At 71.6% G+C, this 14,068-nt stretch carries 16 protein-coding genes; 8 read left to right on the top strand and 8 right to left on the bottom strand.

The annotated features are described in order from the left end of the window. Nucleotides 1-3: 3 nt before the first annotated feature. The 3 genes from IAG42_RS37480 to IAG42_RS37470 form a co-directional block, all read right to left on the bottom strand. The gene (locus IAG42_RS37480; RefSeq protein ID WP_188342108.1) at nucleotides 4-981 is read right to left on the bottom strand and encodes an aspartyl/asparaginyl beta-hydroxylase domain-containing protein; all 978 of its coding nucleotides are present in this window, start codon (nucleotides 979-981) and stop codon (nucleotides 4-6) included. A gap of 14 nt (nucleotides 982-995) precedes the next feature. Beyond that, complete coding sequence (locus IAG42_RS37475) at nucleotides 996-2,405, bottom strand: preATP grasp domain-containing protein (protein WP_188342107.1); 1,410 nt, start codon at nucleotides 2,403-2,405, stop codon at nucleotides 996-998. Between the two features lie 77 nt (nucleotides 2,406-2,482). After that, nucleotides 2,483-3,649, bottom strand: coding sequence for a cytochrome P450 (locus IAG42_RS37470; protein WP_188342106.1), 1,167 nt, complete (start codon nucleotides 3,647-3,649; stop codon nucleotides 2,483-2,485). A 354-nt stretch (nucleotides 3,650-4,003) separates the two neighbouring features. On the opposite strand from IAG42_RS37470, the gene IAG42_RS37465 reads away from it, so the two are divergent. Next, on the top strand, nucleotides 4,004-5,323 hold the full coding sequence (locus IAG42_RS37465) for a helix-turn-helix domain-containing protein (RefSeq protein ID WP_223206519.1): 1,320 nt from the start codon (nucleotides 4,004-4,006) through the stop codon (nucleotides 5,321-5,323). A gap of 39 nt (nucleotides 5,324-5,362) precedes the next feature. Here IAG42_RS37465 and IAG42_RS37460 read toward each other — a convergent pair whose 3' ends face one another. Next, the gene (locus IAG42_RS37460; protein ID WP_188342105.1) at nucleotides 5,363-6,913 is read right to left on the bottom strand and encodes a hypothetical protein; all 1,551 of its coding nucleotides are present in this window, start codon (nucleotides 6,911-6,913) and stop codon (nucleotides 5,363-5,365) included. A 114-nt stretch (nucleotides 6,914-7,027) separates the two neighbouring features. Between IAG42_RS37460 and IAG42_RS37455 the strand changes: the two genes are divergently transcribed. The 4 genes from IAG42_RS37455 to IAG42_RS37440 all read left to right on the top strand — a co-directional run bounded on the left by IAG42_RS37455 (nucleotide 7,028) and on the right by IAG42_RS37440 (nucleotide 9,327). Further along, a complete protein-coding gene (locus tag IAG42_RS37455; protein ID WP_223206518.1) occupies nucleotides 7,028-7,342 on the top strand; it encodes a hypothetical protein in 315 nt (104 codons plus the stop codon). Beyond that, nucleotides 7,342-8,439, top strand: coding sequence for a tyrosine-type recombinase/integrase (locus IAG42_RS37450; protein WP_188342104.1), 1,098 nt, complete (start codon nucleotides 7,342-7,344; stop codon nucleotides 8,437-8,439). The genes IAG42_RS37455 and IAG42_RS37450 overlap by 1 nt, the downstream gene beginning before the upstream one ends. A 61-nt stretch (nucleotides 8,440-8,500) precedes the next feature. After that, nucleotides 8,501-8,926 (top strand): hypothetical protein, encoded by a 426-nt coding sequence (locus IAG42_RS37445; RefSeq protein WP_188342103.1) that lies wholly within the window; start codon nucleotides 8,501-8,503, stop codon nucleotides 8,924-8,926. Then, the gene (locus tag IAG42_RS37440) at nucleotides 8,923-9,327 is read left to right on the top strand and encodes a RapZ C-terminal domain-containing protein (RefSeq protein ID WP_188342102.1); all 405 of its coding nucleotides are present in this window, start codon (nucleotides 8,923-8,925) and stop codon (nucleotides 9,325-9,327) included. Before IAG42_RS37445 ends, IAG42_RS37440 begins: the two co-directional genes overlap by 4 nt. 10 nt (nucleotides 9,328-9,337) lie before the next feature. On the opposite strand, the gene IAG42_RS37435 is transcribed toward IAG42_RS37440, so the two are convergent. From IAG42_RS37435 to IAG42_RS37420, 4 genes are all read right to left on the bottom strand, one after another. Beyond that, nucleotides 9,338-9,787, bottom strand: coding sequence for a hypothetical protein (locus IAG42_RS37435; protein ID WP_188342101.1), 450 nt, complete (start codon nucleotides 9,785-9,787; stop codon nucleotides 9,338-9,340). 234 nt (nucleotides 9,788-10,021) lie between these two features. Beyond that, entirely contained in the window at nucleotides 10,022-10,597 is a 576-nt protein-coding gene (locus tag IAG42_RS37430) for a hypothetical protein (RefSeq protein ID WP_223206517.1), read from the bottom strand. Next, nucleotides 10,594-10,923: a hypothetical protein gene (locus IAG42_RS37425; protein ID WP_188342100.1), complete on the bottom strand. Its 330-nt coding sequence runs from the start codon at nucleotides 10,921-10,923 to the stop codon at nucleotides 10,594-10,596. Before IAG42_RS37425 ends, IAG42_RS37430 begins: the two co-directional genes overlap by 4 nt. 103 nt (nucleotides 10,924-11,026) lie before the next feature. After that, nucleotides 11,027-11,446, bottom strand: a complete 420-nt coding sequence (locus tag IAG42_RS37420) for a hypothetical protein (RefSeq protein WP_394811300.1) — start codon at nucleotides 11,444-11,446, stop codon at nucleotides 11,027-11,029. Nucleotides 11,447-11,866: 420 nt separating this feature from the next. On the opposite strand from IAG42_RS37420, the gene IAG42_RS37415 reads away from it, so the two are divergent. From IAG42_RS37415 to IAG42_RS37405, 3 genes are all read left to right on the top strand, one after another. Then, complete coding sequence (locus tag IAG42_RS37415) at nucleotides 11,867-13,144, top strand: hypothetical protein (RefSeq protein ID WP_223206516.1); 1,278 nt, start codon at nucleotides 11,867-11,869, stop codon at nucleotides 13,142-13,144. A 94-nt stretch (nucleotides 13,145-13,238) separates the two neighbouring features. After that, complete coding sequence (locus IAG42_RS37410) at nucleotides 13,239-13,574, top strand: hypothetical protein (protein WP_223206515.1); 336 nt, start codon at nucleotides 13,239-13,241, stop codon at nucleotides 13,572-13,574. Nucleotides 13,575-13,716: 142 nt separating this feature from the next. Beyond that, nucleotides 13,717-14,061, top strand: a complete 345-nt coding sequence (locus IAG42_RS37405; RefSeq protein WP_188342098.1) for a hypothetical protein — start codon at nucleotides 13,717-13,719, stop codon at nucleotides 14,059-14,061. The last annotated feature ends 7 nt before the right edge of the window (nucleotides 14,062-14,068 follow it).

Below are 14,068 nucleotides of genomic sequence, written 5' to 3'. Positions count from 1 at the left end.
GGGTCAGGGGGTACGGGGCTCGGCGGGCACGTGCCGGTCGGCGAGCGCGCGGCCGCGACGGACCCGCAGCAGCAGGCCGCCGTCGGGACTGGGCGCCAGGGTGCGCTGTTCGCTCCAGCCGGAGAACCGCCACTCGCCGCCGTCGCCGGCCGCGACGAGCGCGAAGGAGCGTCCGGCGACGGTCAGGGCCAGGCCGTCGCCGTCGGCGCGGTCGAGGCGGGCGGGCAGGAGGGAGCCGTCCAGCGGGGCGGCCGCGTCGAAGTCCGCGAACCCGCTGGGCAAGAGGGCGTCGTACGGCAACGCGGCGGACCATGCGGACGCGGCGGCCGGGGCGGGGCGGTTGAACAGGACCTCCCCGCGCGCGAACAGCTCTTGCCAGGAGGCGGGGAACCAGCCTGCGAGTTCGGCGGTGAGGAGGGCATCGATGACGACGTGGACGCGGGTCACCGCGTCGCTGGTGTTGCGGACCAGGTGCTCGCGGGAGAAGTCCCCGTACCACAGGGTGCCCGGCTGCCAGCAGTGTTCGACGCCGTCCAGGACGAGCACCGCGTCCGGCGTGGTCACGATGGGGATGTGCAGGCGGGTGAGGCCGCGGTCGAGCCGGTACTTGGGATCGCAGTGCGCTGCGGAGACGGCGCCGGGCCCGAGCGCCATCAGCCTGACCGCGTTCAGCGGGGCCGGGACCTGGTCCAGGAGGCGGGCGAGGTAGGGCAGGTGCTCAAGCCAGCGGGTCGGCGCGAACGGCTGCGGACCGGGACCGCCCGGGTCGGTGCGGTCCGCGTCGCCGCCGAGACTGCGCAGCGGCAGGACGCGCCAGTCGATCGGGGCGGGATGGCCGACCTGTCCGCCGAAGGTGTGGGTGCGCTGCACGTTCCAGGTGTGGGAGGTGACGGCCGCGAGCTCGTCGGCGAGCCGGTCCGCGTCGAGGTCGAAGGCCGGGGTGAGCTGGGCCGCCTCGGCGGCCGCCGTGGTGGTGGTCATGGTGGGGCTCCCGGTCAGGAGGAGAAGGACACGGCCGTGTGGCCGACGTGCTCGCTGGCGTCGACGGCGCCGGCGGGCAGGGTCTGGAAGCGCTCGCCGAGCCGGGCGAACGCGTCGTCGTAGCCGGTGGCGGGGTCGTAGGCGATGCAGAACACGAACTGGACCGGCGCCCCCGCCGCGAGGGGGATGGCGGGCATCGACACGATCACTCCGGTCCGGGTGGCCGGGGCGTAGGTCAGGCCCGTCTCGTCCAGCGCGGCCAGGAACGTGTCGAAGTCGGGCACGGTCCAGGTGGGCGGGACGTGGTACTCGACCACCTGACGGCGCGGGGCGGCGGCGACGTCCACGACGTGGCGGGCGATCTGCTGGTAGATGTGCAGCGACCCGGAGACCTGCGCGTTGACCTCCGTGAACACCACGGACCCATCGGGCAGCACGAGGGCGTCCGCGCTCAGGTGTCCGCGGTAGCCGAAGGCCCGGTATGCCTCGGCCAGCCGGGTGCCCCCCTCCAGCAGCGCCGCCCGGACCGGGTCGCTCACGCCGTCGAGGGGGACGACCTGGTGGCTCAGGCGCCGGCCGACGTAGAGCAGGCGGCCCATCTCGGTCGGCTCGCTGCCGGTGTCGGCGGCGTAGTGCTCGGAGTACACCGCGTCCGCGCCGGCCGCGAAGGTCTCGATGACGACCGGCCACCGGCCATCCTCGCTCGCCCACGGCCAGCGCTGATCCCAGTACGCGGCGATGCCGTCCTCGCCGGGCGCCAGGTGGTGCAGGTGGCGGGCCCCGACGTGGTCCACCGCCAGCTCCAGGTCGCGCACGAGGAGCTGGTTGCCGACCCCGGCACCGTTGTGGGCCTGCTTGACCACGACCGCCCCGCCGCCGGACAACTCCAGCAGTTCCCCGGTCGCGGCGATGGCCTCGGCGCGGCTGCGGCAGACACGGCCGGGCAGGATCGGCACTCCTGCGGCCGCCGCCAGGGCCCGGAAGTTCGCCTTGTTGTTGCCGATCTCCCCGCCGCCCTGGGCGAAGAACGCGGCGCCGGGGAACCGGTCCTCGATGCCGAGGGCGGCGGCGAAACGGGCGACGGACGCGGACGGCCATAGCGCGAACACCTCCGTCACGGCCCCCGGTCCGCCCGCAGTGTCGAGCGCGGCCCGCACCGCCTTCACGAAGACTGGGGCGGTGAGCGCGGCCGGGTCGAGGAGCTGGTCGCCCCACGCTCCGGCGGGCGCCACCAAAACGGCCAGCTCGCTCCGCTTCACACCGGTGTGGGCCAGCGCGTAGTCGAGGAACGCGTCGTCGGGCTCGCAGCACAGGACGAGCAGGTCACCGGGGCGGGCGAACCACAGCAGGCGCTGTGTCCAGGCCCGCATGTCGCCGCGGGCCCGAATGGACGGGTCGATGTGGTTGCCGACGAGGATGCGCACGGCGGATCTCCTGACGCAGAGGGAAGAGGGGCAGGCCCCGGCGGCGGTGCCGAGCGGGCGGCGCCGCCGAGGACGGGTCAGCGGTGAAGGCGCGCGGGCAGCGTCTGATACGCCCGCATGGTCGCCGTACGGCGCCGCACACCCTCGCCGGCCGCGACCAGTTGGGCCGGGTAGGAGGCGAGAGCCGCGACCAGGGCGCGCAGGCCCGCTTGGGCGACGGTCGTACCGATGCAGGAGTGCGGACCCCACCCGTAGCCGAGGTGCGGGTTCGGTGCGCGATCCAGCACCAGCCGGTCCGCTCCGAGGAAGGCATCCGGATCGCGGTTGGCGGCGGCGAACAGCGCCACCACCTTCTGCCCCGCAGCGACGTCGACCCCGCCGATCCGGCACGCGCGCACCGCCACGCGGGTGGTGCCCTGCACCGGCCCGTCGAAGCGCACCAGTTCGTCCACGCCGGTGGCCAGCAGCGCCGCATCACGCATCTGCTCCAGGGCCTCGGGACGGTCGAGGAGGACAGCCACCGCGTTGCCGACGGCGGCCGCCATCGTGCTGTAGCCGCCCTGGAACATGACCCGCGCGGTGTTCTTCACGTACAGCCGGGCCCGCGGATCGGCACCGGGTCCGGCCCGGCGGACGTGATCGAGCAGGCCCGGCCGGGACGAGGCGGCGAACCAGCCGTCGACCAGCTCGCTCAGCCGCTGCCGGGCGATTCGCCCCGGCTCCACGAGCGAGGGGTCCAGCCCGCCGTCCATGCTCCGCATGATGGCGTCCGAGACCTCGGCGAACTCGGCGTACGGCGGGGGTTCCACCCCGAGCAGATCCGCGACGACGGCCACGGACAGCGGTACCGCGAGCTCCGCGACCACATCGAACTGACCGCCTGCCGCCAGGACATCGAGCCGGCCGGTCACCAGGCGGCGGGCGCGTTCCTCAACGGCCCCGAGGTCCTGAGCCCGCAGCGCCGTCATGAACAGCGAGCGCACGCGGCTCTGCTGCGGCGGGTCGAGGGTCTGCACGCTCAAGGACGGCTCCGGGACCGTCCCCCCGGTGCGGCGCGGATCGCGGGCGAACAGGGCGTGGTCCCTCAGCACTCGCACACAGTCGGCGTGCCGGGTCAGCGCCCACGAGCCCATCCCCTCGTGCCAGAACACCGGCGTCGTGCGCCGCAGTTCGGCCAGCACCGGGTACGGGTCACGCAGGACCCGGGCGTCCAGTGGGTCATAGAGGTCGGTGGCTGACGGCATCGCTCATCCCTTCCGGAAACGGACGGACAGGGGCGGACCCGCCGCGCGGGCCCGCCCCCGGCACCTCGGGCTCAGTGGTCGTACGACATGGCAGCCCCCTCCCTGTGCATCGACGGCGGCGGAGACGTCCCGCCCAGAACGAGGAGCTTGCGCGGCCCCCTCGCCGGCGGGCACGAAGACGGTGAGGACACAGGTCTTCACCCGGTCCGTCCGGTCGCACGGGGGCGCCGGGCGAGACCACGACGAGTACAGCGCCCGCAGGCCGCCGCGCCTAGAGCGACGCCCTATCCCCGCCCTATCCCCGGTTTGCCGGAACGGCTCTCCCGCAGCTGACGCCGGTGGTGCAATGGGCTGGTGGACGACGAGATCCGCCACCCCCTCGCGTACGCCAGGAACGAGCGCGGATGGTCACAGGAGGAACTGGCCCGCCGCATCCGGCAGGCCGCCGCACGCCGCGGCCTGCGCTCGGGAACCAGAGGCTCGCGGGTTTCCAAGTGGGAGACCGGCCGGGTCACCCCCGACGAGGAAGAGTCCCAGCCGCTCATCGCCGAGGTCTTCGGCATCGACTACGCGGCCGTCGCCCATCTCGGCTGGCCCAACTGGCTCCCGGGCCAGGACAAGCCGCTGCCCCTCGGCCCGCACAACGCCGTCCCCTCCTTGCGAGAGGCCCTGATGACCTCCCTGGACCGCCGGTCGTTCATCGCCTACACCAGCGGCGCCCTCGCCGCCTTCGCCTACCAGTGGGCTGTCACCGAATCCGGGCCGTCGCCCCGCTGGGGTACCCGGCTCGCGGTCGACACCGAACTGCTCGACTGGCTGGAGACCACCGGCGCCGAGCTGATCCACCTGGCGACCCAGCGCCGCAAACGCACCCGCCGCCTGCTGGGCGAGCACCTGACCACGGTCACCGACATCATCAGCGAAGGCCGCTACACCCGCTCCGTTGAACGACGGCTCCACACCCTGGCCGCCTCCCTCTCCCAGGCCATCGCCTGGCAGAAGTTCGACGAACGCCGCCACGCCTCCGCCGGCCGCTTCTGGCACGCCGCCCTGCACAACGCCCACACCGCCGGGCAGCGCGACCTCGGCGCGGGCATCCTTTCCGATCTCGCCTATCAGATGCTGTGGCTCAAGGACGCGCGTACTGCGGCCGCGATCCTCGAACACGCCATCCCCCGCACCCAGCACCCCGCCGCCCGGTCCCTTCTCCACCTCCGCCAGGCCCGCGCCCTGGCCGCACTTGACGAGAGTGGCCGGTGCCGACAGGCGCTCACCGCCGCGGAGAAAGCGCTGGGCGCCCCGTCGTACGACCCACCGCCCGCCTGGTGCTCGTGGATGTCACACGCTGACCTTGCCGCTGACAGCGGGCGTTGCCTCGCAGAACTCGGCCAGCGCCACCAAGCTCACCGGCTCATGGACGAGGGCATTGCCCTACTGCCCGATAGCCGCTCCAAGACGCGCGCAGTCTTCCTGACCTACCAGGCCGAGACCTATCTCCAGGACGGCGAACCGGACATCGCCGCAGCGACCGCGATGCAATCCCTGGACCTAGCCACCCAGATCAACGCCCCCCGGTGCGTGACGATGATTCAGGACTTGGAGCCGGAATTGTCGCCCTACGCACAGACGACCCCCGTCGCTGAACTCCTGGAACGACTCCGTGCTACGGCCTGACGGGCCACACCCCGGTCCTCCCTGGCCGCGGCCGTCGACCTACTTCGGGTCTGCGGGCGCCGCCGTTTCCGCCGTGAGCTGGTGCACGGTGCGGGACTCCCTCGTCGGGCGCAGCGGGGCCCCGTCAGGACCGCGCACGTGCTCGATCACGGTGATCTCCTCGTGGTGGTGCCGCTCCTTGTTGGGGTCGTCCCGGTGCAGGTGCGGATTCATGCAGTGGGAACGGTCGTACTCCGCGATCACCTGGCGGTAGTCCAGCTTCCGCCCGATCGGCACGGGCGCGGCCGGGGACGACTCGGTGGGGCGAGGACGGCGGCCCCGCAGCGTGACGAGGTGAACGGCGGAGTCGTCCACCACACCCTTACGCCGGTCGCGGCGCAGGTCGGTCGGCTTGCGCGGCTGTACGCGCTGCTGGGTGATCGGCCGCTTGGTGACCTGCTCCTGGGTGATGAAGTCCCAGCACGCGAAGACGACGTGACTGACCTCGTCGGTGGTGCCGAGCTGCATCGGGCCCGGCGTCTCGGTGGCCCCGATCGTGGTCTCGTTGTCGGCCATCAGCGGCGGAGTCCCGGGCACGGCGTGGGTGGGGCGTGTCCAGAAGGTTAGCCACCACGTCGGGTGCTCCCGGCCGTCGAAAGCCTCGATGTGTCGTACGCCGTCCGGCCCGAACCAGCGCCAGAACGGCTGACGCGGCCCCGCGACCGGGGTCGGTTGCAGGTGCCCGGGGGCGTGCGCGAAGTCGGCGGCCCACGGCCCCCAGGACACCGCGACCACGTCCGCCGGCCGTTCCTCGCCCTCCGGGACGGTCCGCACGAGCGGCTTGCCGAAGGCGATGAACCCGCGGCGCGCGGGCACGCGGTGCGGGGCTAGCGCCCCCTTGCGGCCGCGCTCCGCCTTGCGGATGGCCGCTTCGGTCATCTCCTCGTCCACGTGGTACAGCCGGGCCTTGGCGAGCCGGTCGTTCTCCTGCGCCAGCAGTACCCGGGCCGCGTCGTCGGCGGCGTCCAGGTACGGCACGAGGGTGCCGGTGTTCTCGAACAGCGCGAGGGCGAGCCGGTTCACGGCGGGCTTGCCCTGCTGCGCGCTGATCAGACGGGCGCGCAGGTCGGGCAGGCGCCGGGGGTCGATCGGCTCGGTGGCGGCCATAGCCGGGAAGCGGCGGGGCCCGGCTTCGAGCAGCGCGTGCACCCCGGCGCCGATCGCGATCAGCTTCTGCGCGTTCTCGGTGGAGGCTGCACAGGCGCGTGCGATCAGCTCGTGAAGCTGGGAATCGTCTTCGCCGTCGATCGCGGACTGGAGCAGGCTGGCGATGGCCGGGGGCGCGGCGGGCAGGTTCCGCGCGACGCTGAAGTGCCCGTATCCGCCTGCCTGCCAGCGTTCGGCCGCCGCCCGGCACATGCTCAGCAGCTCCGCGACGACGGGCGCCTGCCGTTCGAGCAGGGCGATGTGCACGCTGTGGGCCCGGAGCTGGTCGGCCACCTCCGTGGTCGGCCTGGACAGGGCCTCTCCGGCGAGGGTGGCGAGGCGCTCGGCGAGGGCGATGTCCTGCGCGGTCGGCGCGGAACTCGGGCGGTCGGTGATGCCGGACATGCCCGCCAGTATTCCAAGGGTGGCCCTCGCCCATGGACCCCCGGCGCGGGCCGAACCGTGGGTCCTGTCCGACCCCACCGGTAGCTTTGGTGATCCAGAGCAAGGAGAGGACGCGTGGACGACCAAGGCGTGAAGTTCCAGATGATCGTGCAGAACGAGGCCAAGCTGGACCGCGACCGTGCACTGGTGGCCTTCCTGCGGGCACGCATCACTGAACGCGCGCCGGCCGCCGACGAACGGGAGAGGCAGCTGCTGGCCGGCACACAGAGGGTCCTCGACGAGTTCGCCGCCAACTTCGAGCGCGCCGCCAAGGTCGAGCACACGGACTACTTCCCCGGGCAGATCGATGCCCTCGGCTGGTCGCTGCGCTGCACGGCCTTCGCGGCCTTCTCCGAGCACCCCGACTTTCAGATGGACTTCAAGCCGTGATGCCCCGCCCGGAGCTGGCGGAGCGCCCCGCCGGCGAGATCGCACGACCCACCACCCGAGCGGAAGACGCCTTCGCCAAGATCCGTGAGGACCTGGGGCAGGTCGCCCCGCGCGATCCGGTGAAGCGCACGCTGGGCCCGCGCCGCTACCGCATGGACATCCTGCGCGACATCTGCACCGCCGAGGCGTTCACCACCGTCATGGCCTGGCTGGCGTCCTCCACGATCCCCAGCATCAACTCGAAGCGGAACTACGCCGACGACATCCGGTTCTGGCACCAGTTCGCGCAGGAGCTCGGGCACGAACGCTTCTTCATCGGCTGCATCACCCGCGGTGACGTCACCACCTGGCGGCTGAGCGAGGAGAAGCGTGAGCAGGCCAAACGCAGCATCGCGCGCCGCCTGTCCGCCCTGTCCTCCCTGACCGTCTTCGCCGCCGAGGAGTCTCAGACCTACATCCCCAACCCGGTCACCCGCCACAACCGGCCCAAGATCGACCGCCACGACGAGACCACCGCGACCCCCGTGCTGGAGGTCGACGAGTTCGCCGCCCTCTTCGACTGGGCGGAGTGCCTGCGCGACGTCGTTGTGACCAGCCTCGTCTACACCTTCGCCGGGCGCGTCAGCGAGTGGTGCGAGGCTGACGTCACCGACTTCCGCGACGGCCGCAACCCCGTGATCGACCTGACCCGCAAGGGCGACAAGGGCAGGCAGTGGTCCCTCCCGCACCAGCTCGCCGAGCTCTTGGTCCTGCTAATCAACGGCCGGACTGACGGGCCGCTCCTCCTGGACTCCGAAGGGCGGCGGCTGGACCGCCACGACGTCGACCGCATCCTGACCCGCCTGGGGAAACGGGCTGGGGTCCTGCCCGGCCGTGACCTGACCCCGCACGTTCTGCGCGCCTCCCGCCTGACCCACATGCACGACGACGGGGTCCCTCTGGAGGAGATCCAGGAGTTCGCCGGACACGACGATCCAGCGACGACGCTCACCTATATCCGGCGCCGCGGCGACCAGGCCCGCCGGGCCCGGCACGCGGCTGACGGCGTCGACAAGTTCAGCGCACAGCTCGGGCGATGGCTCGCCCTGGCCGCATGACGCGCACCCATCCGGCCCGAGCAGCGGCGACCCGGTGCCTGTTCTCGGGCATGGTGACGCCATGAGCGAGCGCTCCTACTCCTGCGAGACCGCGGTGGCCGTCGCCGAGGCAGTTCGTCCCTGGCTGGACAAGGACACCGACGAGCCGCCGCCGGCCGCCGCGATCGTGGCCGCGCTACGGGCCGCCGAGGCCGAACACGGCGGCTACCAGCGGGATCTGTGGGGCCGTGCGGCAGGCAATGCGGCGTGCGCCACGGCCGCCGTCGACGAGTCGCGCGCGGGCTGGCTCTGGGCCACCTCGCTCGACTACGTCGTACGCGCCGTCGAGGCCGCACCGCCCGCAGCGGTCCCCCCTTCAGGTGAAAGCGCCAACGCCGCCCACTCGCCGCTCCCGCGCGCAAGTGCTCCTGCCAGCCACGACACGCCCCAAGTGGAAACAGGAAACCCCTTCCCGTCCAGCCTCACCGCCAGCAGCCTGGAGCCATGAACCCGTTACCGGTCACGATCGAGTCCTTCGGCTTCCGCCACCGGGACGACCAGCCCGTGGGCCACGCCCTCCTGTTCGACGTCCGCGGTCTGCTCCCCGCCACCGAGACCGGGCTCCCGCGCGACACCGGGCTCGATCCCCGGGTACGCCAGCAGATCAGGCAGAGCGAGTGCGCCGAGGAACTGGTCGAGCGCATCGTGGGGGAGACCGCCGCGCTCCTCGCCTACGCCCAGCCCCGCGGCCGCCGCGTGCACGTCCTGGTCGGCGGCCTGGACGGCGTGCGCGGAAGCGTTGCCGTGGCCGAATGGGCCGGGGAACTACTGCGCTACCGGCTCGGCCCCGCCGGCCCCGCGGTCGAAGTCGTCCACCGGCACATCGCCGGGAGCGTCGTACGGCCGTGAGGAGTGCGGGTCAGCTCTCCGGCCGGGAGGACGTGTGCACGGACTCCACCAGGTCCGGGGTGGCGAGGAAGAAGAGTTCCGGGGCCTGACCTCCGCGTACCAGGTCCTCCTCGGTCCGCGGTTGCTTCGTCGCGGGGTCTCGATACCCGATACCGGCAGCCCGCAGGGCCTCATCGAGTCCCCTGAGCCGGAGTCGCCGGTCGTCGGCGGTCTCCGTGTCCTCCCACGAGGCCAGCACGGTGGGAGCCCGCGTGCCGTGCGGGAACAGGACCATCGGACCGTCCGGCTCCTGCATCCACGGGTACAGGGCCCGCAGGGCGTCATGCGTCAGCCGCCCCGAGTGCAGCAGCGCGAGGGCATCGTCCTTGGAGGCGGTGAAGAGGACCTTCTTGACGATCTCCTCCTCGCTCAGCCCCGCCCGGTAGTCCTGCGCCATCGTCTCGGCGAGGGCATACCGCACGTCCTGGAGCGCTCTGGCGGTGTCAAACGTCCGATCCCCCGGCGTCGATGCCGCGGGGGGCAAGTCGTCGTCGGACCGCTTGGTGACCCACCGATGCAGGAAGTTCATGATCGCCTTTCTCGATACACCGGGTCCGCAGCATCGCACGGGCCACTGACGGAGCGGGCCCGCTTCGCGATGTCAACGTTCTGGTGACAGTGCTGAAGCGGGCCCCGGGCCGGCACCTGCTGGCAGTCAGTGGCAGCCGTAGGAGCGAAGAAGGTCCTGCGACTTCTCATCCGCGGGGGCGAGCGGCTGGGTACCGCCATTGACCGCGTGCTTGAGCTTGAGGACCGGGTACGTACGCCCCTTGGGTGCGGGTCCGCCCGGCCAGACCTCCATCCGGTCGTTCCCCGGTGCGGCCTTCATGACCACCATCGCCTGCTTGTCGCTGTACGGAGTGCCGCTCAGGCACGCCCCGTCGCCGCCCAGCTCGGCGGTGTACCGGTCCCAGGCGGACATGAAGACGTGCGAGGAAGCGCGTTGGACGCCCCACACCCCGACGAACGTCAGCACTACGGCGACCAGGGCGAGCCGGGGAGTCAGCGGGCGCCGCCGAAAGCCCAGCAGGCGAAACAGGCCGAAGCCCGCCACCGCGCCGATGAGGGCCGCAGCCATCCAGATTCCTGCGGACAGCAGTTTTCCCCTGCCCAGGAGGTTGGCGTCCGCGGTGACCACCATGGCCGCCGCGAAGAAGCCGAAGCCGCAGAGCATCGCCAGGAACGGCACACTGCCGTCCCTGGAGTCACCGAACCATGAAGGAGCCGTCATCCGACGCTTCGGCCACTCGGAAGGAGACGCTCGGCGCGCTTGTCCGCCAGCTCGATCGACTCGAAGAAGGGTGGCGTGTTGTGCTTCTCAAGATCGACCAGGTCGCTGAGCTGCGCCAGTTTCATGCCCCGGTCGGCGGTGCGGCGGAACCGGTCGAGCTCTCGTTCCACCGCGGCGCGGATCACCGGATCGGCGTCGCGGTCGGCCAAGCACCTCATGATCCTGTCCCGAAGGTCGCCCTGTTCGAGCTCGTTGGCGAGCAGTACGGCGACGGCGACGCGGCCGGCCCGGCGGCGCGCGAACCATCTGCCGATGTAGTTGGTCATCGTGGCTCCCTCCCTGCTGGACGTGACGGTGACGGTACCCGCACGCCACAGCCCCTCAGCCCCGGCTTGAGGTAAACGAGAGGTCCAGCCCGGGGCCGTTGTCTTATGGCACCCGCGTGATGCCCTGAAGGTGCTCCCTCATCGCGTCGCCTACGTCGGCCCTACCCATCCACTCGGTCAGGCGGTCGTGGTGCTCCGCGGGCAGGGACCCTTGCTGAAGACCGGCGTAGAGCAGACCGCTCATCAGGGTCGTCTCGACCGTCTTCGGCGAACACATCGTCTCCAGCAGCCCCCGGAATACCAGGGCCGTCGCCTCATCGCCGGCCCCGGAAGCGTCGGTGTACGCACGGAACAGCATCGCCGCGCGCAGCTGGTCCGCGAGGACTTCCCGGTCCTCGGGGCTGGTGGCCGCCTCGGCCAGCAGGTGGTCCTCGATCTTCTTGGCCTGTTCCAGGTCACCGGCCATGAGGGCGTCACGGAACGCCTTCACCTGCCGCGTCTCGAAGATGTCAGGCAGCTGCATCGCCACGGAAACGCCCCCTTGCGTACGTCCAAGTTCCGCCCCGAGCGTATGCCGCTGCGGCTCCCTTCCGGTGAGGATGCCCAGGAAGCGGCCGAGATCAATCGGGACGCGCGAACGTGCCGAGAGGCGGTCAGGAGGCCAGCCACCGGCCGAGGAGCACGGCGCCGACGATGACCGGCGAGAAGATCCCGAGCAGGTTGACCGTGTTCATCAGCGGCCCGTCGCCCCTGCGTGTACGGAGGTGGGTCACGTGCCTTGCTCCCCTCTTCGTGGACTCGGCTGACGCCGTCGACAGCATCCCACCTTCAGGGGAAGCGGACAGCCCGAACAGGGGTGATGCCGCAGTCCGCCCGGTACGGCACAATGAACAGCCGGCCGGGGGATAATGAGTCCTAATCGAGGATCGAAGGGGAAAGCCGCTTGTCCACGAACGCCGTTGACGAAGACCGTTTTCCTGCGGTCGAGGAACTGCCCGCGCTGATCCAGAAGGTGCTGGCCGCCCCGGACATGACCGAGAGCGTGGCCGGTCATGTCCGCTGGGTGGAGGGCACGCTGAGGCGGGCGCTGGAGCGCGAGGACTTCCGGAACCGGTACGGGAAGTCGATGCGGGACCTGCTCGGGCCCGGCGCCACCGCGCTGTGCGAGATGACCGACAACGGCGAGCTGCGCGCCAAGGAGCTCAAGACCCCGCCCAAGGGCGTGACCGCCTCTCAGCGGCGCCGGGCGAGCATCCTGCGCCGCTTCGCCGCCGCGGCGGGCGTCCCCAGCGGCGCGCTCTCCTACCCGAAGCCGACCCCGAAGCCGACGATGCCGGGCTGGGCCCGCAGTGAGCTCCACAACCGTCTCCAGGACGAGGTCGACCGCAAGCCGTCGGCCCCCGGCCGGGCGCGCCTCCTGGTCGTCCTCGGCGTAGTCCTGGACACCGCCGCCCGGTCCGGCGAGCTGTGCACGATCGGCATCGTCGACCTCGCACCCGATCTGTCCTGGGTCAAGATCATCCGAAACCCGCAGGCCATCGGCTCCCCCCTTCACATCACCGAGGTCTGGCCCCTGTCGCCCATCACGCAGGCCGCCCTCGTGAACTGGCTCCCGATCCGAGGCCGCCTGATCGAGGACCTGGAAGGGGGCGCCAGCGCCCTGCTCGTCGTCCTCCACGGCAACCGTGCCTTTCACCGCGCGGGCGCCTACAAGAAGGGGATGCCGCTCAAGGTCCGCGGCCTGATCGACAGCTACCGGGCGCACGTCCAGGAGCTGAAAGCCGAGGTGACCAACCGCGGCGAATCGGGCTGGGAGCTTCCCCAGGGGCTGGAGCAGCTGCGGCGAGGAGTCGAGGAGCGCCGCAGCACGTACGACAGCGACCGGCGGGCCGGGGCCAGAACTGCGCAGTGGGACCCGGCCGTCGTACTGAACCCGCTGCTGCCCGAAGAGGAGGAGAAGAAGAAGACGGCGACGGCGTTCGCCAAGGCGGCCCAGGCGGTGACGGCCTTCCACCAGGCCCGCGAAGCCGCCGGGGGTGACGAGACCGACCCGCAGGTCCTGAAGGCCCGGCGCACGCTGCGGGAGACGACTCGGTTGGCGTGGGCGCGGTCCGGCCATGCCACCACGCTCAAGCTCCTGCGGCAGGCCGGCCTGTCTGACGACGACCTCGCGGCCGCGGGCTACAACGAGCTGCTGCTGGACGCGCTGGAGCGCTCATAAGGGCGCCGCGCGCCGGAGTACCGTGCAGGCCGTCACAGGTTCCCCGAAAGGGGGACGCCTCGGCGGCCCCGGAACCGGGCAGGAACGCGGACACGTGGTTGACGACGTCCTCGCCGAGAACTCCAAGGAGGAGAAGCGGATGTACGCACGACTGAGACGCTGGTGGGCGACAGGGTCGCCGCTGTGGCAGCGGCTGGTGGTGTGCGGCACGCTCACCATCGGCGCGTTCGTGGCCGGCCAGACCGTGGCGATCCTCGGCGGCCGTGCGTGGCTCTCCCTCGGTCTCGCCGCCGTGGCGGCGGCCGCGCTGTGCGTGGGCGCCTTCCTCCTGATGATGGCGCGCGCTCGCGGGGAGCACGTCTACTCCCCGCGGTGGTACCGAAAGTTCCAGCAGGACGCCCGTGCCCGTGCGGCGGGGAACTCGCAGTGAGCCCGTGACGCAGGGGGCGGCCGCTCGCACTTGCTGGGGAGGAATGGGTACGCGTACTCATTCCTCCCCAGCGCCGTTTGGCCATACTGGGCCGCGCCTGCGCCGATGCACGGCCGCCGAGGACAACGACAGGAAAGCCGACATGGGGAACGAGCGAGGGAGCGCCGTGGCCGACCCGACGGCGAGCGGGCCCGACTACAACGACCTGTCCGACACCGCTGTCGCCTACCGGTGGGTGCCGCGCGACGAAGGACGGGAGAACCGGCCCGCCATCCTGGCGGAGTTCGCTACCGGGCTGGAGGAGTACGCCGCCGAGCAAGGCGCCCGCCTCGTCGGTGCGATGACCGTGGACTTCCCCCGACTCCGGGACCTGCCCAAGGACGTGCGCCGCAGCATCCTGCGGACCATGTGGCTTCAAGAGCGTCGGTGGTGGCGCTGGGGTGACCTCGTACTGGTTCGCGCCTGGCAGCATACGGAGCCGGCCTGACGGACAA

Origin of the sequence: Streptomyces xanthii (assembly GCF_014621695.1) — a bacterium.
In the GTDB taxonomy this organism is placed as follows: Bacteria; Actinomycetota; Actinomycetes; order Streptomycetales; family Streptomycetaceae; genus Streptomyces; species Streptomyces xanthii.
The sequence above is the reverse complement of the archived record's forward strand: the minus strand, read 5'-3'. Positions and strand labels throughout refer to the sequence as shown.